Consider the following 22,117-nt stretch of genomic DNA (forward strand, 5'->3'; position numbering starts at 1 on the left):
CAGGGAGCAAGCTCCCATCATTCCGCTCGACTTGCATGTATTAGGCATGCCGCCAGCGTTCGTCCTGAGCCAGGATCAAACTCTCCATAATAGAACTTTTTCATCGTGCAAAGCATGATGAAAATAGTTTTCCATAAAGAAAATGAATAGCTCATTTCTTGCTGACTGGAGAGGAATAGAATTCCTCCCCTGAATCCGAAGATTCGATTGTGTTTCTTTTCGTCCGACAGAAGTCAGCTTACTAAGAAACGTTTTGCTCAAGTGCGTTAGCACTCTCGCTGTATTTCATTGACGTTTTGCTGTTCAGTTTTCAAGGTTCATTCGAGAGTATTTGTATTCCGTTTCTCTCACTCCCAGTTGTCGTTGTTTCGGTGACAACTTTTATATCATATCAAGTTACGTCGTCCGTGTCAACAACTAATTTCAATTTCTTTTTTCGTTGTTTGACTGTTTTCGTTATGTCGGACTGGCAACGTTATCTAATATAACACCTGGTCATCCTAAATGCAATGCCAACTTCATAATATCTTCAATTTCTTTTCAATAACGTCTAAATCCACCGTCCAATGCATTTTCTCTACTCTTTATCTTACTAATTCAACTAACTCCTTCTATAACAATACCTTTTCTATTGCAAGATGACGATTTATTGTGAGATCCAAAATAGAACCATCCGTACATTTCTTCACCATCGGTCGCAGTCTTGCATCACGGTGGACAAATATCACTTCACCTACCACGCCATTCGTCAGTTGTACTTTTGATCCGATTGAAATATTAGCTACTATATCATGCAACGCCTGGACGATTTTAATATCAAACTTCCCGAACTCTTCTTCCTTAATCATCTCAATTACCTTAAATGGGGATTCTTTCGAGCGGTAAACCCTTTCCGAGGTCATAGCATGGAAAACATCTGCCACTGCAAGGATTTGTGAATGAACGGAAACTTTCTCCATTTTGTCGCCACGCGGATAGCCGCTTCCATCGAGACGCTCATGGTGCTGAAAGATTGCCAACTTCATTTCTTTACGTAAAAGTGGTGTATCTTGAAGCATCTGATAACTATATACTGGATGTTTCTTTACTTCATTGAATTCATTCTTTGTGAGAAAAACAGCTTTCTCCGTAATCTGCATATCAATTTTTGCCATTCCGCAGTCGGCAAGGGTACCTGCGAGTCCGAGTTGCAGAATCTGACCTCTTGGAAAACCTATCTGCATGCTGATAGCAGATGCCAGTACTCCAACGGCAATTGAATGATGATATATATAGTCTTTAGGAGTCGAAAGGTCATTTAATATTGTTATCATCTTTTTCTGTTCGTTAAACGTCTCCAATAAGGGGATTACTATTGAACGGACTTTTGCTATATCTGGACGTACACCCGCGCACCACCCAAGAAACTCTTTTTTGTAGTTATGAACCGCTTCTTTGTATTGCATTTGCAGATCAGCTTGTTCCACTATCAAAGTTGCAAGAACTTCGTCGCGATCGATGATGTCTTCCTTTTCAGCACCATCCGTTTGTTTTCTTATGATAATAGGGCCTTCTTGGACGTTGACTTTGACTTTTTTGATGCTGAATGCATGAAGGACTTCTATTTGCTCTAATGAGAGTTCGGTATTTTTTCTAATGATGGGATGGATTGTATTTGCAAATATATCTTCGTCTATGACAATACCTGGGCGTAAGTCGCTAGCTTTTATATACGTTTCCGTCATCAACGTTTCCCACTTTCGTATGTTAGTTCTTTCTATCATACTCTAAATACTAGAATTAGACGATTTAAAAAAGGTTATTGAAACAGCACTTCAGCCGTTTCAATAACCTTTTTCTCAAGACTCGCTATCCTCTTCTTCCTCGATAGTGGATATCTTTTCGTCTTCTACATTTTCGGAAGGAACTTCGCTATCTCCAAAATTACTGTCGGTGATTTCTTCGTTCTCTTCTTCTTCTTCTTCTTCTTCTTCTTTTACAACTTTAGCGACAGTCGCGACAAGTTCATCTTCTCCCAGACGGATTAGACGTACTCCTTGCGTACTGCGTCCAATAACTGAAATATCGTCAATGTCCATACGGATTAGTATGCCATGTATCGTGATTAGCATAAGATCCTCGGTTCCATCTACTGTTTTCATTGCCACAAGAAGGCCATTTCGATCTGTTACATGCAATGTTTTTAAACCATAACCGCCACGTGACTGGATACGGTATTCATCTTCAGGCGTCCGTTTTCCGAACCCTTTTTCTGTAACAACGAGGATTTCATCACCTTCGTGCACGGTGTCCATTCCGATTACGATATCATCTTCACGAAGACGGATACCTCGGACTCCGCCTGCTATCCTACCCATTGAGCGAATATCCGTCTCATTGAATTTGATCAACATGCCATCCTTCGTCCCAATCGCGATGTTCTCGTCACCGCTCGTCATTTTAACCTCAATAAGTTCATCATCGCCACGAAGCGTGAGTGCAATCAATCCATTCGATCGGATATTGCCAAACTCGGAGACAGGTGTACGTTTGACGATACCATTACGAGTTGCAAAGAATAAGTATTTATCTTCCTCAAATACATCTACAGGAATCATAGCCGTTACTTTCTCATCCTTGTCGACGCCTAATAGGTTGATGATTGGCAACCCTTTTGCCGTCCGGCTAAATTCAGGAACTTGATAGCCTTTCGTACGGAATACCCGGCCCCTGCTCGTGAAGAATAAAATTGTATCATGCGTCGACGTGTTCAAGAGATGTTCAACGAAATCATCATCGTTGGTGCCCATTCCTTGTATTCCACGCCCCCCGCGGCGTTGACTGCGGTACGTACTGGCAGGCAAACGTTTAATATACCCGTTATGCGTAAGTGTCAACACCGAGTTTTCGACTGGAATGAGATCCTCATCCTCGATCATTTCGGCCCCGCCCAGTGTAATTTCAGTTCTGCGTTTGTCTTCAAAACGAATTTTCACTTCGAGCAATTCCTCGCGGATGATTTCAAGCAGTTTAAATTCGTCTGCGAGGATGGCACGGAGTTCAGACATAAGAACTTGCAGTGCTTCATATTCGCTTTCAATTTTATCTCGCTCTAGTCCTGTCAATCTTTGAAGACGCATGTCGAGGATGGCCTGTGCTTGTCGATCAGATAAATTAAACCGATCCATCAAACCTGTTTTCGCTTCATCTGTTGTTTTCGAACCGCGGATGAGGGTAATGATTTGATCAATGTTATCTAGTGCGATGCGAAGACCCTCCAAGATATGGGCACGGTCTTCCGCTTTTTTCAGGTCATACTGTGTACGTCTGCGTATGACTACTTTTTGGTGTTCCAGGTAATGGTACAGGATTTCCTTCAATGCCAGGACTTTGGGTTGACCATCGACCAATGCAAGCATATTGACACCGAAACTGGACTGCAATGCCGTTTGTTTGTATAAATTATTTAACAACACATTTGCATTTGCATCACGGCGGACCTCCATGACGATACGCATTCCTGTACGGTCCGATTCATCCCGTAAATCTGTGATACCGTCAATCTTCTTATCGCGTACCAGCTCGGCAATCTTTTCGATGAGACGCGCCTTGTTCACCTGGAATGGTAATTCATGTACAAGGATCGTCTCCCTGCCGTTCGACTGCTGTTCAATTTCTACCTTCCCTCGGATAATGACGGAGCCCCGTCCCGTTTCATAAGCTCTTCTAATTCCGCTTCGTCCCAGGATGATACCGCCAGTCGGGAAGTCCGGACCTGGAATGATTTCCATCAATTCTTCCGTCGTAATTGCAGGATTGTCGGCTAATGCAAGAACGGCATCAATTGTTTCTCCAAGATGATGCGGAGGTATGTTTGTTGCCATTCCGACCGCAATTCCGGTAGTTCCATTGACGAGTAAGTTCGGATAACGACTCGGTAGAACGATTGGTTCTCTTTCTTGCCCGTCATAGTTGTCCTGGTAATCGACTGTGTCTTTATTAATATCACGGAGAAGTTCCATAGCAATGCGTGACATACGTGATTCTGTATAACGCATTGCAGCCGCACCATCACCATCGACAGAACCGAAATTGCCGTGACCGTCGACGAGCATATAACGGTAGTTGAAATCCTGCGCCATCCTTACCATCGTGTCGTATACGGCACTATCACCATGGGGATGATACTTACCAATAACGTCACCGACAATACGTGCGGACTTCTTATGCGGTTTATCTGCGGTATTTCCAAGGTCCTGCATTGCATACAGAATACGGCGATGGACCGGCTTTAAACCATCCCTCACATCGGGGAGCGCACGTGAAACGATGACACTCATTGCATAGTCAAGGAATGATGTCTTCATTTCCGTACTGATATTAATCCCCTGGACACCACGTTTTGGCATATCTGCCATGTTGTTAGACTCCTTTCAACTCAAAAATCCTAAAAAGTAATTCTCTCTATATATCGCTTCAATTCAATCATCAAGTGTCTATATTTTTAACATACATTGCATTCTCTTCGATGAATCTACGCCTTGGTTCGACTTCGTCCCCCATCAGCTGCTGGAATGTCGAATCTGCATCGAATGCATCTTCAAGATTCACTTGGAGAAGCGTGCGTTGGTCGGGATCCATTGTCGTATCCCATAATTGGGTCGCATCCATTTCCCCCAAACCTTTATACCGGGTAATAACAGGTTTCGGCATAGCTGAAAGACGGCCGATAATTTCTTGGAGTTTTTCCTCCGTATAGCAATACTCCTCCGTTTTCCCTTGCTTCACCCGATAAAGCGGCGGCTGGGCAATGTAGACATAACCTGCTTCGATTAGTGGGCGCATGAAGCGGAAGAAGAAGGTTAAAAGAAGTGTACGGATATGGGCACCATCGACATCCGCATCAGTCATAATGACAAGTTTATGGTATCGTGCTTTTGCGAGATCGAATTCTTCCCCGATGCCTGTACCAAGCGCCGTGATCATTGCTCGAATTTCCAGGTTGCCTAGAATCCGGTCGAGTCTTGCTTTTTCAACGTTGAGGATTTTACCTCGAAGGGGAAGAATGGCCTGGAAGTGACGATCGCGTCCCATTTTGGCTGAACCGCCCGCCGAGTCACCTTCAACGATATACAGTTCACTTATTGCTGGATCGCGTGATGAACAGTCCGCCAGTTTCCCTGGAAGACTGGACACTTCAAGTGCTGATTTCCTGCGTGTGAATTCACGGGCATTTTTTGCAGCAAGACGCGCGCGTGCAGCCATCAAACTTTTATCGATGATTTGACGCGACGTTGTAGGATTTTCAAGCAGGAATCTTTGGAATCCTTCAGAGAACAATGAATTCACTATTGTACTGACTTCTGAATTACCAAGTTTCGTTTTCGTCTGTCCTTCGAATTGCGGATCAGGATGTTTGATTGAAATGATGGCCGTCAATCCTTCACGCACGTCATCGCCTGATAGATTTGGATCAGCTTCCTTCAACACACCGTTCTTCCGGGAATAGTCATTAATGACACGCGTTAATGCTGTCTTGAAGCCTGATTCATGGGTACCGCCTTCATACGTGTTGATGTTGTTGGCGAATGAAAATAAGTGCTCTGCATAACCGCTATTGTATTGCATCGCAATTTCAATCGAAATCCCGTCTTTTTCGCCTTCTATGAAAATCGGTTCTTCATGAATCGGCTCTTTGTTTTTATTCAAATGTTCGACGTAGGACTTGATGCCGCCTTCGTAGTAATAGACGTCGCTCCGTTCCTCATCGCCGCGTTCATCTGTAATTGTGATCCGTAGACCGCGATTCAGATAAGCAAGTTCACGAAGCCGGTTTGCTAAAATTTCATACTCGTATATTGTTGTTTCTGTAAATATTTCAGGGTCTGCTTTGAAGCGGATTCTCGTACCGCTTTCGTCCGTTTCTCCGATTATGCTGAGTTCTTTCGACACAGCACCGCGTTCAAACTCGATATAATGCACTTTTCCATCACGTCTGACGAACACTTCCGTCGTCTCGGACAGTGCATTCACGACGGACGCACCCACTCCATGCAAGCCTCCGGAAACTTTGTAACCGCCGCCTCCGAATTTACCGCCGGCGTGAAGTACCGTCATGATGACCTCAACAGCAGGCCTGCCCGTCGATTCTTGTGTTCCGACCGGTATTCCCCGACCATTGTCATCGACACGGATCCAATCATCTTTTTCTATCGTTACTTCGATATGATCACAGTAACCGGCAAGTGCCTCGTCAATACTGTTATCGACAATTTCCCACACCAGATGATGAAGTCCTTTTGAACTGGTCGTTCCGATATACATACCTGGACGTTTGCGGACAGCCTCCAGCCCCTCTAAGACTTGGATTTGATTTTCATCATAGGCCATCTGCATATCCTTCTCTTCCATTGCCAAACTGTTCACCTTTCCTTTCAGAACGTCTAACATCCTAATTGCCTGACCCTATAAAAACGGAAGACTTCAATCGTCATTCCTCTTTCTTCGCTGCTTCACCTGCCGAAACTTCAAATATGTCTGCTTGGCGAATTGTTTCATGGTCAATCCCTGCTATGTTTGTCGTTGTGACGAAGGTCTGCACTTCTCCTTGAATCGTGTTCAGAAGATGGGATTGCCGATAATCATCAAGTTCGGACAGGACATCATCGAGAAGTAGTACAGGCGGTTCTCCAACTTCCTGCTTGACGAGCTCGATTTCCGCAAGTTTAAGGGACAGCGCCGTTGTTCTCTGCTGCCCCTGCGACCCATACGTTTGGATGTCGTACCCGTTGACAAAAAAGTGAAGATCGTCCCTATGCGGACCAATTAGCGTAATACCGCGATCCAGTTCACGACGTCTGGCTTCATGTAGCCGCTGGCAGAGGATTGATTGCATTTGTTCCTCAGTCTGTCCCGAATCAAGTTCTTTTAATGTTCCATACGAAATTTGAAGGGATTCGATTCCACGTGAAATTCCTTTATGGATCGGTTCAGCCCATTTCTGCAAAAGTTCCATGAAATAAAACCGTTTGCGAATAATTTGTACGGCAACTTGAATATACTGCTCTGTATAAATATCAAACATGACATCGTCGAGGGTTGATTTACCCCGATTGTCTTTTAATATGGCATTACGTTGTTTTAGTAACTTTTGAAATGTTAAAAGATCATGCAAATAGACCGGCGAAATTTGACCGATTTCCATATCGAGAAATCGTCTTCGCACCTGTGGGCTGCCTTTTACAAGATTCAAATCTTCCGGCGCAAACATGACCACATTCAATTGACCGATGTATAGGCTTAGGCGTTTCTGCTCGAGATGATTGACACGCGCTTTCTTGCCTTTTTTGGAAATAATCAATTCTAACGGCAGTCGTCCATATTTCCGTTGTATGTTCCCTTCTATTTTACCATATTCCTGGTCCCAGCGTATTAATTCACGATCAATTGAAGTTCTATGTGATTTTGCCATGGAAAGAACATAGATAGCTTCCATGATGTTCGTTTTACCTTGGGCATTTTCACCGATCAACACATTGATTTGCGGAGAAAATGAAAGGTCGAGTGATTTATAATTCCGGTAATCCGTCAACGCAAGCCGTTCAATATGCATCCGTTTGACCGTCTGGTAGTCCAATTACTTTAAAAGTGCCGATATCGGGAATTTTGATGATATCTCCGTCACGAAGTTTTTTACCCCGGCGCTGCTCCTCCTCGCCGTTTACGTAGACAATGTTTTCTTCCAAGAACCATTTAGACATGCCGCCCGAACTGATAGCATTCGTCATTTTCAATAATTGTCCGAGCGTTATGAAATCTGTATCAATCGTAATATTTTCCATAGGTCCTCAACCCTTCACAAGTTAGTATATCCTTCTATTTTAGCCGACTTTCGGCTGTAAGTAAAAAGGATAGTCAAATAAGTGACTATCCTTCAAGATTCAGTATGTCCGTACAGGTAGAATAAGTTGTAAAATTGTGTCGTCATCGACAGATTTCAAGATGAACGGCCGCATTGCACCTGTAAATTGGATGGTTACGTCCTGCCCATCAATGGCTTTCAAAGCGTCCATCATATATTTGGCACTGAAAGAAATATTCAACTGTTCGCCTTTCACACCAATTGTTTCCACCAATTCTTCCACTTTCCCCACTTCAGGCGAATTCGAAGAAATTTCGATAATGTTCCCTTCGTCCGCTGAAAAACGGACAATATTATTCCGTTCTTCGCGTGCCAATAGTGAAGCCCTGTCAATTGCTTGTAGAAGAAGGCGCCCATTGACCGTCACCGATGTTTTATACTCCAACGGGATAAGTCGAGATGTGTCCGGGTAATTGCCTTCCAGTAGGCGTGAATAAAATAAAACATCACGGGTTTTAAATAACACCTGTTGGTCTGCAATGACGATATCCACAAGTTCACTATTGTCAGGCAAGATTTTATTCAATTCCTGAAGACTTTTACCGGGGATAACAACGCTGAAAGGTACTTCCGGCATTTCTTCGGGAATCGTCAACCTTCTTGCCAATCGGTGGCTATCCGTGGCAACACATGCAAGTCCCCCATCTTTTGCTTCCCAATGAACGCCTGTCAGTATAGGTCTGGTTTCTTGTTGAGAAACGGCGAATACAGTTTCCCGGATAATTGATTTCATCAGATCTGCCGGTAATGAAAACAGATATTCGTCTTTCACTTCAGGAAGGATCGGATATTCTCCAGGCTCCAGTCCAATGAGATGGAACTCCGATTTCCCAGATTGAATATGTGTTTGAAGTCCGTTTGCAACTTCTATTGTTACGTCATTTGTCGGAAGTTTTCGTACGATTTCGCTAAAAACCTTCGCCTGCAATACGATACTGCCTTTCTCCATAACTCGAATAATCTGTTCCCCATTGTCTTCAGCAGGTATGAATGTACAAATCGTTATATCTGAATCGCTTCCCGTCAAAGTCATTCCTTTTTCGTTCACTTCGATTTTTATCCCCGTCAAAATAGGAATTGCAACTTTTTGGCTAATCGCTTTCATTACGTCGCTTAATCCGTCGAGCAGCTTGTCTCTCATAATTTCGAATTTCATTCTGTACCCTCGCTTATATATATATTATTAGTTATTAATAAATTAGTAGTAATAGTAGTAGGGGCTGTGGATATGTGGGTAAGTTAATTTACCCTATACGTATTAAGGTTTTCCACATGTGTATAAACTGTTCACATGTGTGCTTCTCTTGTTCTATGTTATGCACAGGTCAACCTCTGCCAAGAACATTACGAATATCTTGGACATCTTGTTGAAGGGCTTGTTCGTCTTTCAACATAGTTCTGATTTTCTCGTGCGCATGAATGACAGTTGAATGATCACGCCCCCCGAATTCTGATCCTATCTTTGGTAAGGAAAAGTCCGTAAGTTCTCTGGATAAAAACATTGCAATTTGTCGGGGAAAGGCGATGGCCCTTGTCCTTTTCTTGGCGGAGAAGTCTTCCAGTTTCACGTTGAAGTGCTCTCCGACGGCTTTTTGGATGTCAAGAATCGTCACCGTCCGCGGTCTAGAATTCGGAATGATATCTTTCAAAGCTTCTGCAGCAAGATCCGTATTGATATCCGAATTGACCAGTGATGAATAAGCAACGACGCGTATGAGAGCCCCTTCGAGCTCACGTATATTCGAGTCGATCTGGTTTGCAATATATAACATTACTTCATTAGGGATATCAACGAGCCCGTCCGCTTTCGCCTTTTTTCGCAAAATCGCGATCCGGGTTTCCAGGTCAGGAGGTGCTATATCCGTAATTAGTCCCCATTCGAAGCGGGATCTGAGCCTGTCTTCAAGCGTAGGTATCTCTTTCGGAGGCCGGTCACTTGAGATGACGATCTGTTTCGATTCTTCATGGAGAGTATTAAAAGTATGGAAAAATTCTTCTTGTGTTTGTTCTTTTCCCGCTAGGAATTGAATATCATCTATTAAGAGTACGTCTACATTCCGGTATCGATTGCGGAATTCAACGGCTTTGTTATCACGGATTGAGTTGATGAATTCATTCGTGAACTTTTCGGACGAAAGATACATAACCTTTGCTGATGGGTTCTGTTCAAGTACATAATGTCCAATTGCGTGCATCAAGTGGGTCTTTCCAAGTCCTACGCCTCCATAGATGAACAAGGGATTATAGGCTTTTGCGGGTGCTTCGGCAACAGCCAGCGATGCAGCATGGGCAAAACGGTTTCCTGAACCAATAACGAACGTGTCGAATGTATATTTAAGGTTCAGCATGCCGGGAGCCGATGTCATTGGGACTTTTTCTATTGGTTTTACAGTTGTTTTAGGCAGCATGAAATCATTTTCATCCATATTTTTTGGAACGACAAACTGAATGATCCGATCTTCACCGGTCAATTCGGAGAGAATGCCAGTAATAAGGTGTACATAGTGGTTTTCTAGCCAATCTTTCGCAAATGAATTCGGAGCGGCTATTGTGACGTTCTCTTCGCCATACGACATTAACTTCGTCGATTTCAGCCAAGTTTCAAAACTGGGTCTTGAAATCTTCTGTTCTACTTTAGACAATACTTCAATCCATAATTCTTCCAAGTGTTCCAAACGTGTGCCTCCTTTACAATAAAAATAAAAAACCCGAGGATATGTATTATACACAGTTTCCACGTTTGTGGATAACAATTATACAAAAGTGTTGAAAAAAGTATCCACAATGTATTAACAATTGTGGATAACAAATTCACTATAAAAATATGTGCACAACAAAATCCATTTCAGTGTAACAGGAAATGCCATGGATTACAAGGACTCTGGAACCTTATCCACAGCGTAAGCAGCTGTGGACGAACTCTTTATCCACAGGCTTTGGTATGTGAAAAAGATGTCGATAAGCATTGTGCATAAAAAAATCCCACAAAAATCTATACACATCAATAATTAAATAAGTTCCGGTGAACCGTGGATAACTTTTCATGGTGAATTCATTGGATTTGAGTAAGCTGAATTCCCGTTGGATAAAAAAAGATTGACTTTTACCATGAATGACCGATATACTATTCAAGACTGTCACAGTAATAAGAGGACAATCAATGCAGGAGGTGTCTTAAAAGATGAAACGTACATTCCAACCAAATAAACGTAAGCGTAGTAAAGTTCACGGCTTCCGTGAGAGAATGAGCACGAAAAGCGGACGCAGAATTCTTGCTGCTCGTCGTCGTAAAGGAAGAAAAGTGCTATCAGCATAAGGCCACTGACATTTCAGTGGTCTTTTTTCTTGTTTATAATGAAAATATATAATTATAGATGACGGAGCAGGTGGATTAAATGAACAGACGTCAACGGATAAAGAAAAATGAGGAATTCCAAGAAGTGTTCAAAAAAGGGAAGTCGTTTGCGAATCGGCAATTTGTTGTCTACTCCTATAGGAAGGAAGACCAGGTGGAATTCAGGATTGGTCTTTCCGTCAGCAAAAAGGTTGGCAATGCTGTCACCCGAAATCGGATCAAACGCTATTTAAGACAATCCTTCCTGGAAATGAAAGACGAACTGCGGAAAGACATGGATTATGTCATAATCGCGAGACATCAGGCAGCTACACTCGATTTTCATGAAACCAAGAAAAGTTTGCAGCATGTCTTACGTCTTTCAAAAGTAATCAAGAAGAAGTAGAAGGAAGCAAATGAACATGATAAACTGTAATCATTGGCCCATCAGCCTTCTAACTGAATAAGAATAGATTTGGGGGAAACGATTTGAAAAAGAAATTAACCTTAATCCTCATACTGACAGTGTTGTCGATATTTCTTGCAGGATGTTCGGAGTTCAACGAACCAATTTACGAGAACAGTGAAGGATTTTGGAACAAATTTGTTGTCTGGCCGTTAGTTTCACTTATAACGACATTCAAAGATATACTTGGGACATATGGGTACGGAATTGTTGCAGTTACAATCATCATTCGACTGGTCTTGCTTCCATTAATGATCAAACAGACGCAAAGCTCAAAACGTATGCAGGAAATCCAGCCTGAATTGAAAGCGCTCAAAGAGAAATACAAATCAAAAGATGCTGTCACGCAACAAAAGTATCGTGAAGAAATGCAAAAAGTCATGTCGGAGAGAAAAATCAATCCCGTGGCAGGCTGTTTGCCGGTTATCATTCAGATGCCAATCCTTTTCGGATTCTACCATGCCATCAGTCGAATGAATGTCACGTATGATATCGGGAAATTTTTATGGTTTGAACTCGCAGCGCCAAGTATAACGCTTGCAGTTTTAGCAGGTGCAATGCAGTTCATCGTTCTACGTACAGGTCCTGCAATGGACAACCCCCAGATGAAAGTGATGATGTATATCATGCCGTTCATGATCATGATCTTCGGTTCATTCCTGCCGGCAGCACTCTCATTATACTGGGTAATCGGTAATATCATTTCAATCATCCAAAATATCTTCATTTACAAGCCATTTAAGAAAAAAGAAGTGGAGCCTGTAAAAGTGGGAGGGAAACGGAAATGACAAGGATGACGCGAAGGGGAACCACGGTTGAAATAGCGATTTCATCAGCATTAGCAGCACTCGGTGTTACGCGTGATGAAGTAGAAGTCGAAGTGATCAATCAGGGGAAAAAGGGTTTTCTTGGTTTCGGTGCAAAACAAGCTGAAGTGGCCGTAACCATGATAAATGTTGAAGAACCTTCCGTCCCTGAAAAAGTGGCAATGCCCGTGGAAGTGAAAATTGAACCTGTGATAGAAGTTCCGACATCTGAGCAGACAGATTCAGTTGCGGAAGAAGTTACGGGTGAGTCAGTTGAAATTCCTGAGGGAAAAGAAGAAGTAGAAATCGAGGAACTGTCCGACGAGGCAGCCATTGAAGAGACAGAACATTATTTACAGATGATTGCGGCTGGCATGGGGATTGAAGATCTTCAGATTAGCAATGAAATTGACGGAAAATACATCACGTATCAGATGGAAAGTGCTAAAGCTGCGTTGTTAATTGGCAAACGTGGTCAAACATTGAATGCACTCCAGCAATTAGCGCAACTTATTACAAACAAATCGGCTAGCCAATTTAAAGTCGTCCGCGTGGATGTGGGGGATTATCGGGAACGTCGTGAACAGTCACTGGAGCAACTTGCTGACCGAATGGCCGATAAAGCAGTTCGCACCGGCAAAAAAGTACAACTGGAACCCATGGCCTCCTATGAAAGAAAAATTATCCACAATGCATTATCACGGCGACTGGATATTGAAACATATTCAGAAGGTTCCGATCCCCATCGGTATCTTGTCATTGAATCAATTAGATGAAATAAGAAAAAAGTGTAATACGATTTAAGAAAGGTCCGGTATAGACGAATCCCGTCTGTACCGGACCTTTTCATGTTTTCCTGGAAAAATCAACTTAACTTATCCACAATTGTTCAATTATGGTGCTAGGAGGATGAACGGATTTATGATAATATATTATGTTAGATAGTAGTGTCGGAAATAGGTTATCCACATGTGTGTAACCAAGGCAGGAAGGTGAACTACGTGCATTTTGATACAATAGCCGCCATATCCACTCCGATGGGAGAAGGTGCAATTGCCATTGTCAGGTTAAGCGGGGATGAAGCTGTCCAAATAACAGATCGCATTTTCCGTTCTCCGTCGAACAAACGGTTGAATGAAGAACGGTCACATACAATCCATTATGGACATTTAATAGATCCAACAACTAGTGAAACTGTCGAAGAAGTGATGGTTTCACTTATGAAAGCACCAAAAACATTCACACGTGAAGATGTTATAGAAATTAATTGTCACGGCGGAATTGTCGCGGTCACCCGCGTTCTTAAATTGGTGTTGAAAGAAGGTGCGCGTCTTGCTGAACCAGGGGAATTTACGAAACGTGCATTCCTCAATGGGCGTGTCGACTTATCCCAGGCCGAAGCGGTCATGGATCTAATTCGTTCGAAGACAGACCGGGCCATGGATGTTGCGCTCAATCAGATGGAAGGAAAACTTTCACGGTTGATCGGTGCTTTAAGACAAGCCCTTATTGAAACACTCGCACAAGTTGAAGTAAATATTGATTATCCGGAATATGACGATGTTGAAGAAATGACGATACCACTTATGATTGAGAAAAGTACGTGGGTGAGAAATGAAATCGATAAGTTGTTACGTACTTCATCCCAAGGGAAAATTCTTCGGGAAGGACTATCCACAGTTATAATTGGCAGACCAAATGTAGGAAAGTCTTCATTGTTGAATAGTATCATTCAAGAAAATAAAGCGATTGTAACCGACATTGCGGGTACAACGCGTGATATTATTGAGGAGTACGTCAATGTACGCGGAGTTCCACTTCGTCTTGTCGATACGGCCGGGATTAGGGAAACGGAAGATATCGTGGAACGGATCGGTGTCGAAAGATCGAGGAAAGTGTTGAGGGAAGCGGATTTGATTTTGCTTGTGCTTAACAGTTCCGAAGAGCTGTCTATAGAAGATGAAAGGCTTTTCGAGGCGGTGTCGGGGATGGATACGATTATTGTCATCAATAAAACCGATCTTCCGCAGAAAATCGATTTGCCCAAAGTGATGGAATATGCTGGAACGGGCAAAGTTGTCACAACATCCCTTTTGAAAGACGAAGGGGTAGATGAACTGGAAGAAGCGATCGCCGGACTCTTTTTTGAAGGAAATCTAGAGTCAGGTGATTTCACATATGTTTCAAACGCAAGACATATTGCACTGCTACACAATGCTCGTGCCACAATCGAAAATGCACTTGCGGCTGCTGAAGCTGGTGTTCCAGTCGATATGATACAGATTGATGTCACACGGACGTGGGAGATTCTCGGTGAAATTATTGGGGACACCGTCCAGGATGGCTTGATCAATGAATTATTTTCACAATTTTGCCTCGGAAAATAAAGAATAGAAGGAAGGAATAGAACATGCCCAAATTTGAAGCTGGCACGTTCGATGTCATTGTTATTGGAGCCGGCCATGCCGGAGTAGAGGCGGCTTTATCCGCTGCCAAAATGGGTGCAACGACGCTTGTACTTACAATGAATCTTGATATGATTGCCTTTATGCCATGTAACCCGTCACTCGGTGGTCCTGCTAAAGGGATTGTCGTGCGTGAAATTGATGCACTCGGTGGCGCAATGGGGAAAGTGATCGATAAAACACATATTCAAATGCGGATGTTGAATACAGGAAAAGGACCAGCAGTGCGTGCACTTCGTGCGCAAGCCGATAAAGTCCTTTACCAGCAAGAAATGAAACGTCTTCTGGAGGAACAGGAAAATCTGACACTTCATCAAGGTGTGGTGGAAGAACTGATTGTGGAAGACAACGAAGTAAAAGGACTTGTCACACAAGTCGGAGCAGTTTATCGTGCGAAAACAGTCATTATCACGACAGGTACATTTCTACGGGGAGAAGTCATTATTGGTGACTTAAAATATTCAAGCGGACCAAATAACCAAATGCCGTCCATTAAACTGGCGGATAATATCCGTGAGCTTGGCTTCGATATGGTGAGATTCAAAACAGGGACACCACCGCGTGTGAATAGCAGAACGATTGATTACAGTAAAACTGAAATCCAGCCCGGAGATGATACAGCGTGGGCATTCAGTTATGAAACAACCGAATTCATCACAGATCAACTGCCATGCTGGCTCACATATACAACACCGAGAACTCACGAACTTATTAATGAAAACCTCCACTTATCACCTATGTATTCCGGTATGATTAAAGGAAAAGGGCCACGTTATTGCCCGTCCATTGAAGATAAAATTGTACGTTTCGCGGATAAGTCGCGTCATCAGATTTTCCTCGAACCGGAAGGCCGCAATACGAAAGAAGTATATGTTCAGGGATTATCGACAAGCCTGCCCGAACATGTTCAAAAGCAGTTGATTGCAAGTGTTCCTGGACTTGAAAATGCAGAGATGATGCGTGCGGGTTATGCAATTGAATATGATGCAATCGTCCCCACGCAACTTTGGCCTACACTCGAAACGAAAAGAATCCGCAATCTGTACACGGCTGGACAGCTTAACGGGACATCCGGTTACGAAGAAGCAGCAGGTCAAGGGATCATGGCCGGCATTAATGCAGCTTCACGTGCACTAGGGAAAGAAGAACGTGTCCTGGGACGTGCTGATGCTTATATCGGTGTCCTCATTGATGACCTGGTCACAAAAGGGACAAGCGAACCGTACAGACTTCTTACATCACGTGCGGAATACCGTCTACTATTACGCCACGATAATGCAGATATGCGCTTGACGGAATTAGGATACGAAATTGGATTGGTTAGTGAAGAAAGACACGATGCGCATGTCATAAAGAAACAGCAAATTGATGAAGAGATTGCCAGGCTGCGAAAAATTTCGATTAAACCCGATAATCATACCCAAGAAATTATACGAGAAACAGGCGGTTCGGAACTAAGGGAACCGATGAAAGCAGCCGACCTTTTAAAACGTCCTGAAATAAAATATAGTCAAATCGAACGAATCGTTCCGCCGGCAGAAAAAGTATCTGCTGAAGTGAAAGAGCAAGTTGAAATTTTCATTAAATACGAAGGTTATATAGAGAAATCCATGCAACAAGTTGAAAAGATGAAAAAGTTGGAGGATAAGAAAATCCCGGAGAATATTGACTATGATGCAATATCGGGTATTGCGACGGAAGCAAAAAGTGTTCTAAACGAAGTCAGGCCATTATCGATTGCGCAAGCATCCCGCATATCCGGCGTTAATCCGGCTGATATATCAATTCTTTTAGTTTATATAGAACAAGGAAGAATTGCCAAAATATCTGGTTGAATTAGCTTGCAAGGACTTGGTTTATGTTAAATAAGAATGCTTTTCTTGTTGTCTAGGCTTTAGCGGTCAGGTGTTCGGGTCATAAGACGTACTGACTAGGAAGGATTGAACTGCAGCCTTCCTAGGAAAAAGCACCGCTACGTCAGTACGTCTTATGCCAGTCGAGTGTATACAGAATGTAGATTATGCAGCCGTCGCCACAGGACGTGACGAACTTAGGCTGCGTTCCGCTAAATGCCGCTTACGCTTTTCTTTAGGGGGGATATTGATGAATGTTGAGCAATTTATACAAGCACTAAAAGAAAAAGGTATTGAATTGAATGAAATGCAACTATTACAGTTTAGCCAGTATTTTAAACTTCTGGTAGAATGGAATGAAAAGATGAACTTGACAGCAATTACAGATGCACCGTCAGTTTATCTAAAACACTTCTATGATTCTATTTCGGCTGCTTTTTATATGGACTTAAACGTTAGAAAAACAATATGTGATGTGGGTGCAGGAGCAGGTTTTCCGAGTATACCTTTGAAAATTTGCTTTCCGGACTTAGACGTAACAATTGTCGATTCACTAAATAAAAGAATTGGATTTTTAAAGGCTTTGGCCGAAGAATTACAACTTGAAAATGTACACTTCGTCCATGCAAGAGCTGAAGACTTTGGACAAAATCCAAAGTATCGTGAAAAATTCGATATTGTCACTGCACGTGCGGTTGCACGCCTTTCCGTTCTTGCGGAATTGTGTGTACCTCTCGTTAAAAAGGGCGGAATCTTTATAGCGATGAAAGGTTCAGCTGCAGATGATGAACTTGGAGACGCTAAAAAAGCACTTTCCGTTCTCGGCGCTACCATTAAAGAAGAACATTCATTCACATTGCCAATGGAAGATAGTGAACGGAATATCTTTGTTTTCGATAAAGAAAAAGTCACTCCTAAAAAGTATCCTCGTAAACCAGGTGTTCCAAATAAATCGCCAATTCAGTAAACTGTTTCACGTGGAACAATAGATAAAGAGGATATACTATCACTATGCTGAATTAGTTGAAATAGGGAGCAGTATTGAAAAGGTGGTGCCGGGAATGAAAAGTCCGTTTTCACGATTTTTTGGAAGTGGAGAAAAAGAGTTAGATCCACTAATTAGTGAAGATGTAAATCACGAAATCATTGAACAAGTGAAAATAAACTTTATAAAACCGAACAAGTATCAGCCGCGTACAATTTTTTCTGAGGAGAAAATAGAAGAACTTGCTAGGACAATCCACACACATGGTGTCATTCAGCCGATAGTCATTCGGAAAGTTGATGACGAACAATATGAAATCATTGCAGGAGAGCGTAGATATCGAGCAATGCAAAAACTGGGTTGGTCGGAAGTTCCGGCAATTATTCGAAACCTTGATGATAAAGAAACCGCATCTATTGCATTAATTGAAAACTTGCAGCGTGAAGAATTGACTGCTATAGAAGAAGCTTATGCTTATGAAAAGCTTCTCGAACTACATTCATTGACACAGGAAGCATTAGCGCAAAGACTTGGTAAAGGCCAATCGACTGTGGCAAATAAATTGCGTTTATTGAAGCTGCCTGATGAAATAAAAAATGGTCTACTAACGAAAGAGATATCCGAGCGGCATGCACGAGCACTTATCCCTATTAAAGACAGTGAATTACAATCACAGCTATATAAAGAAGTAATTGAACTGCAGTTAAATGTAAAGCAACTTGAAAATAGAATTCTGCAGGTTTTACATCCCAAAGAAGAGGATGTTAAGGATAAAAAAGTGGCTCCAAGAAGAAAGTCAGTAAGTAAAGATCTACGTATAGCTCTTAACACGATAAGGCAATCTCTTGTACTTGTGACGAAAAGTGGAATCGACGTAAAAACCGAAGAAGAAGATTCAGAGGATTTTTACACGATTACAGTCAAAATTCCAAAAAGTAAATAATAAAAGACTCTTGCTCCACTTAGGCAAGAGTCTTTTTACTATATCAGTTGAATTATTGTGATCGGTCTAATACCTGTACTTCTATCCCAAATAGCCGTGAATGGGCCTAGGTTTAGTACACTCATTAATAGCTAGCCTTTCCTCGGTAATATCGAGATGAAGCTCTATTGTTGTCCGTATACTATGTAAACATGAATTAAATATAGTCACTACGCATAGGACGAACCTGCGGAGGCATCCTTAAAGCGGTATTGAATGGAATCACTATCTCAGTCTCTATATAGTGTACCCGAACATCAAGTTGAACCTTTTTGGCGATGAATCCTATACATATATCTCTACAAAAAATGGTTTATTTGATAAACTAGGGAAAGTAATTTAAAAGAAATAAAAAGGGCAGGAAAGCAGGTGCAGGCGTGGGCAGAATTATAGCGATTGCCAATCAAAAGGGAGGCGTCGGAAAAACAACAACATCCGTCAATCTAAGTGCTTGCCTTGCTCATATAGGCAAAAAAGTCTTATTGATTGATACTGATCCACAAGGGAATGCAACAAGCGGAGTAGGGGTGAACAAAGGGGAAGTCCAACAATGCATCTATGATATTTTAATAGATGATGTCGATTTAAAAGATGTTATCCTTTCGACTAAGGTGGAGAACCTTGATATCATACCGGCAACAATATCCTTGGCAGGAGCGGAAATTGAATTAGTTTCAACTATTTCAAGGGAAGTACGGATGAAACATGCCATTCAAGATGCAAAAGATATGTATGATTATATTATTATCGATTGTCCGCCCTCACTTGGCTTGCTCACGATAAATGCATTAACTGCGGCGGATTCGATAATCATCCCAGTTCAATGTGAGTATTATGCACTCGAAGGGTTAAGTCAACTGCTAAGTACAATTCGACTTGTACAAAAGCATTTAAATGAAAATCTAACAATCGATGGTGTATTGCTAACTATGTTTGATGCTAGGACAAATTTGGGAATTCAAGTCATAGAAGAAGTCAAAAAATACTTTCAAGATAAAGTGTACAAAACAATCATTCCACGAAATGTGCGATTAAGTGAAGCACCAAGTCACGGAGAACCAATCATTGTTTATGATTCCCGTTCACGAGGGGCGGAAGTTTACGTAGAGCTGGCAAAGGAAGTGGTTCATAATGGCTAAAGGTCTTGGAAAAGGATTACAAGCATTATTTCCTGGAGAGTCACTGGCAAAAGCGGAATCTGTCGAACAAGTTCATGTGAAAAGTATAAAAGTGAATCCATATCAGCCAAGAAAGATATTTGATGAAAGTGCTATTCAAGAGTTAAGTGCTTCGATTAAAGAACACGGTATTCTTCAACCGATCATTTTAAGAAAAGTGGGGTCTGCATATGAAATCGTTGTAGGTGAAAGGCGGTTCCGTGCGGCAAAATTAGCAGGTCTTACTGAGGTACCGGCAGTTGTCCGCATTTTAACCGATGAGGAAACGATGGAATTTGCAATCCTTGAAAACTTACAGCGGGAAGACTTGACGCCGATTGAAGAAGCGGAAGCATATCATAATCTCATGGAAAACTTGGGTCTTACCCAAGAGCAGCTGGCGTTTAGACTAGGTAAGAGCAGACCCCATATTGCAAACCATGTACGGTTACTGTCACTGCCTCAAAAAGTTCGTAATTATATTACTGAGGGTAAAATCTCAATGGGCCATGGGCGGACATTACTTGGTCTGCGTAAAAAAGAGCAGATTATTCTTGTTGCGGAACGTGTTTTGAAGGAAGGAATTAACGTTCGTCAACTTGAAAAATTGGTTCAAAGAATGAATGAAGATGTTCCACGTGAAACGAAACCGCAAAAAAATGTTGATTTGTTTTTGGCTGAAAGGGAATCAACTCTTCGGGATTACTTTGGTACGAATGTATCCATCAAGAAAACGAAGAGTAAAGGGAAAATAGAAATTGAATTCTTCTCAGAAGATGATCTTGAACGCATTCTTGAATTATTGAATGAATAAGTATATACCTATTTTGCTTTCGAAGCAGAATAGGTATTATTTTTAACGGGCGGAAGTGAATACATGATGCTATTCGGTACAATTGTAAATGTCCTTTTAATAATTATAGGAGCCTTCATAGGTCAGTTTTTACACAATATACCGGAACGCATGAAAGAAACCGTCATGTATGGAATCGGACTTGCAGTTGCGGTTATTGGAATTCAAATGACATTTGAAAGTACACAAATTCTTATCGTCATTATTAGCATCGTTCTCGGAGCAGTCCTTGGCGAATGGATCGATCTTGATAAGAAAGTGAATGGTTTGGGACGATGGATGGAGAGTAAGATTCCTGCCAGAGACAAAGGTCCAGGTATTGCACAAGGGTTTGTCACAGCTACACTTATTTTCGTTGTCGGCTCGATGGCGATAATCGGTGCCATCGATAGTGGACTAAGAAATGATCATGATGTACTTGTCACGAAAGGAATTATAGATGGTTTCACTTCTATCATACTAAGCTCGACATTGGGCATCGGTGTTGCTTTTGCTGCAATTCCTGTATTCTTCTATCAAGGAATTATTACATTATTCTCAACCCAAATCAGCCGTTTTGTTCCAGACGAATTGCTAGACTTCTTCATTTCTGAAATGACTGCGACAGGCGGGTTGATGATTCTAGCGATCGGTTTGAACTTAATTGGTCTGACGAAGGTAAGGGTCGCCAATCTTATTCCCGGTATTTTCGTTGTCGGAGTTGCGGTTACTATCGTCCACTTTTTGTGATTTGTGACGTCCGTAGGCAAGTTGAAGCGCTCTTGCAATGATACGGCTCATTTCATATGGCAGATAAAGCCGCGTGCTTTGCAGGACAGCATGCTCCATGAAACCCGCAATATTGACTATTCCTTTAATGGATACATCTCCAACAGGGGGTAATTCTTTACCTACCGCTTTACCGGGATGGATGGGTCCGCTATTGAAAAGCAATTGGCCGATAGAGCTGCCTTGTCCCAGGCATGCATCGATTGCTATGATGAAGGCGGCAGGATTGGCGAGCCTGGTTTCGTCGATATGCTGCTGCAAGTTTAAGGCGTGTAGCGGACTTTCCAATGTTCCGATTACTGGGAAAGGGAATAGGGGTGACTCGGTAAGGAAAGATCCAGTCAGTGGACCCAGTGAATCGCCCGTGGATCGATCAGTTCCTATACAGAAAAAAATGAGTTCATGCGTGTCAAACGGGATGCGTTGGAGGAATAATGAACTAAGTTTCCAAACAGCACCGGTTTCTTTGTAATGAATTCGGTAATCATAAGATGAAGAAAGAGTATCTCGCATGAAAAAACTCCATTTCTTTTTTATAACACAGTCTA

Annotated in this window: 19 protein-coding genes and 1 rRNA gene; 11 read left to right on the plus strand and 9 right to left on the minus strand. The window is 42.2% G+C overall.

Translation table 11 applies throughout. The features are described from left to right. The 8 genes from HDC33_RS11530 to dnaA form a co-directional block, all read right to left on the minus strand. Positions 1-91: ribosomal RNA gene (locus tag HDC33_RS11530) — 16S ribosomal RNA — on the minus strand; the annotation flags it as partial. Positions 92-611: 520 nt separating this feature from the next. Continuing rightward, positions 612-1,724 carry an HD-GYP domain-containing protein gene (locus HDC33_RS11535; protein WP_179392736.1) on the minus strand — a complete coding sequence of 371 codons (1,113 nt, stop codon included), beginning with the start codon at positions 1,722-1,724 and terminating at the stop codon, positions 612-614. A gap of 114 nt (positions 1,725-1,838) precedes the next feature. Then, the gene (gene gyrA, locus HDC33_RS11540; RefSeq protein ID WP_179392737.1) at positions 1,839-4,397 is read right to left on the minus strand and encodes a DNA gyrase subunit A; all 2,559 of its coding nucleotides are present in this window, start codon (positions 4,395-4,397) and stop codon (positions 1,839-1,841) included. A 70-nt stretch (positions 4,398-4,467) separates the two neighbouring features. Further along, positions 4,468-6,390 carry a DNA topoisomerase (ATP-hydrolyzing) subunit B gene (gene gyrB / locus HDC33_RS11545; protein WP_179393131.1) on the minus strand — a complete coding sequence of 641 codons (1,923 nt, stop codon included), beginning with the start codon at positions 6,388-6,390 and terminating at the stop codon, positions 4,468-4,470. Between the two features lie 79 nt (positions 6,391-6,469). Next, positions 6,470-7,591, minus strand: a complete 1,122-nt coding sequence (recF, locus tag HDC33_RS11550) for a DNA replication/repair protein RecF (RefSeq protein ID WP_179392738.1) — start codon at positions 7,589-7,591, stop codon at positions 6,470-6,472. Continuing rightward, complete coding sequence (yaaA, locus tag HDC33_RS11555; protein ID WP_179392739.1) at positions 7,581-7,820, minus strand: S4 domain-containing protein YaaA; 240 nt, start codon at positions 7,818-7,820, stop codon at positions 7,581-7,583. The genes recF and yaaA overlap by 11 nt, the downstream gene beginning before the upstream one ends. A gap of 99 nt (positions 7,821-7,919) precedes the next feature. Then, the gene (dnaN, locus tag HDC33_RS11560; protein WP_179392740.1) at positions 7,920-9,056 is read right to left on the minus strand and encodes a DNA polymerase III subunit beta; all 1,137 of its coding nucleotides are present in this window, start codon (positions 9,054-9,056) and stop codon (positions 7,920-7,922) included. Positions 9,057-9,225: 169 nt separating this feature from the next. Then, positions 9,226-10,575 (minus strand): chromosomal replication initiator protein DnaA, encoded by a 1,350-nt coding sequence (gene dnaA / locus HDC33_RS11565; protein ID WP_179392741.1) that lies wholly within the window; start codon positions 10,573-10,575, stop codon positions 9,226-9,228. Between the two features lie 506 nt (positions 10,576-11,081). Here dnaA and rpmH point away from each other — a divergent pair. The 11 genes from rpmH (at position 11,082) to HDC33_RS11620 (ending at position 21,530) form a co-directional block, all read left to right on the plus strand. Further along, on the plus strand, positions 11,082-11,216 hold the full coding sequence (gene rpmH / locus HDC33_RS11570) for a 50S ribosomal protein L34 (protein ID WP_179392742.1): 135 nt from the start codon (positions 11,082-11,084) through the stop codon (positions 11,214-11,216). A gap of 79 nt (positions 11,217-11,295) precedes the next feature. Further along, on the plus strand, positions 11,296-11,640 hold the full coding sequence (rnpA, locus tag HDC33_RS11575) for a ribonuclease P protein component (protein WP_179392743.1): 345 nt from the start codon (positions 11,296-11,298) through the stop codon (positions 11,638-11,640). Between the two features lie 83 nt (positions 11,641-11,723). After that, complete coding sequence (gene yidC / locus HDC33_RS11580; protein WP_179392744.1) at positions 11,724-12,488, plus strand: membrane protein insertase YidC; 765 nt, start codon at positions 11,724-11,726, stop codon at positions 12,486-12,488. After that, complete coding sequence (gene jag, locus HDC33_RS11585) at positions 12,485-13,282, plus strand: RNA-binding cell elongation regulator Jag/EloR (RefSeq protein ID WP_179392745.1); 798 nt, start codon at positions 12,485-12,487, stop codon at positions 13,280-13,282. Before yidC ends, jag begins: the two co-directional genes overlap by 4 nt. Before the next feature lie 225 nt (positions 13,283-13,507). Then, on the plus strand, positions 13,508-14,893 hold the full coding sequence (gene mnmE / locus HDC33_RS11590) for a tRNA uridine-5-carboxymethylaminomethyl(34) synthesis GTPase MnmE (RefSeq protein ID WP_179392746.1): 1,386 nt from the start codon (positions 13,508-13,510) through the stop codon (positions 14,891-14,893). 23 nt (positions 14,894-14,916) lie between these two features. Then, positions 14,917-16,806 carry a tRNA uridine-5-carboxymethylaminomethyl(34) synthesis enzyme MnmG gene (gene mnmG, locus HDC33_RS11595; RefSeq protein WP_179392747.1) on the plus strand — a complete coding sequence of 630 codons (1,890 nt, stop codon included), beginning with the start codon at positions 14,917-14,919 and terminating at the stop codon, positions 16,804-16,806. A gap of 268 nt (positions 16,807-17,074) precedes the next feature. Then, a complete protein-coding gene (gene rsmG / locus HDC33_RS11600) occupies positions 17,075-17,791 on the plus strand; it encodes a 16S rRNA (guanine(527)-N(7))-methyltransferase RsmG (RefSeq protein WP_179392748.1) in 717 nt (238 codons plus the stop codon). Between the two features lie 94 nt (positions 17,792-17,885). Beyond that, on the plus strand, positions 17,886-18,752 hold the full coding sequence (gene noc, locus HDC33_RS11605) for a nucleoid occlusion protein (RefSeq protein ID WP_179392749.1): 867 nt from the start codon (positions 17,886-17,888) through the stop codon (positions 18,750-18,752). A 416-nt stretch (positions 18,753-19,168) separates the two neighbouring features. Next, on the plus strand, positions 19,169-19,930 hold the full coding sequence (locus HDC33_RS11610; protein ID WP_179392750.1) for a ParA family protein: 762 nt from the start codon (positions 19,169-19,171) through the stop codon (positions 19,928-19,930). After that, positions 19,923-20,762, plus strand: coding sequence for a ParB/RepB/Spo0J family partition protein (locus HDC33_RS11615; RefSeq protein ID WP_179392751.1), 840 nt, complete (start codon positions 19,923-19,925; stop codon positions 20,760-20,762). The genes HDC33_RS11610 and HDC33_RS11615 overlap by 8 nt, the downstream gene beginning before the upstream one ends. Before the next feature lie 63 nt (positions 20,763-20,825). Further along, the gene (locus HDC33_RS11620) at positions 20,826-21,530 is read left to right on the plus strand and encodes a DUF554 domain-containing protein (RefSeq protein ID WP_179392752.1); all 705 of its coding nucleotides are present in this window, start codon (positions 20,826-20,828) and stop codon (positions 21,528-21,530) included. Here HDC33_RS11620 and yyaC read toward each other — a convergent pair. Further along, positions 21,441-22,082, minus strand: a complete 642-nt coding sequence (yyaC, locus tag HDC33_RS11625; protein ID WP_179392753.1) for a spore protease YyaC — start codon at positions 22,080-22,082, stop codon at positions 21,441-21,443. The two genes, HDC33_RS11620 and yyaC, sit on opposite strands and share 90 nt — an antisense overlap. Between the last annotated feature and the right edge of the window lie 35 nt (positions 22,083-22,117).

It is taken from the genome of Sporosarcina sp. JAI121 (assembly GCF_013408665.1).
GTDB lineage: Bacteria > Bacillota > Bacilli > Bacillales_A > Planococcaceae > Sporosarcina.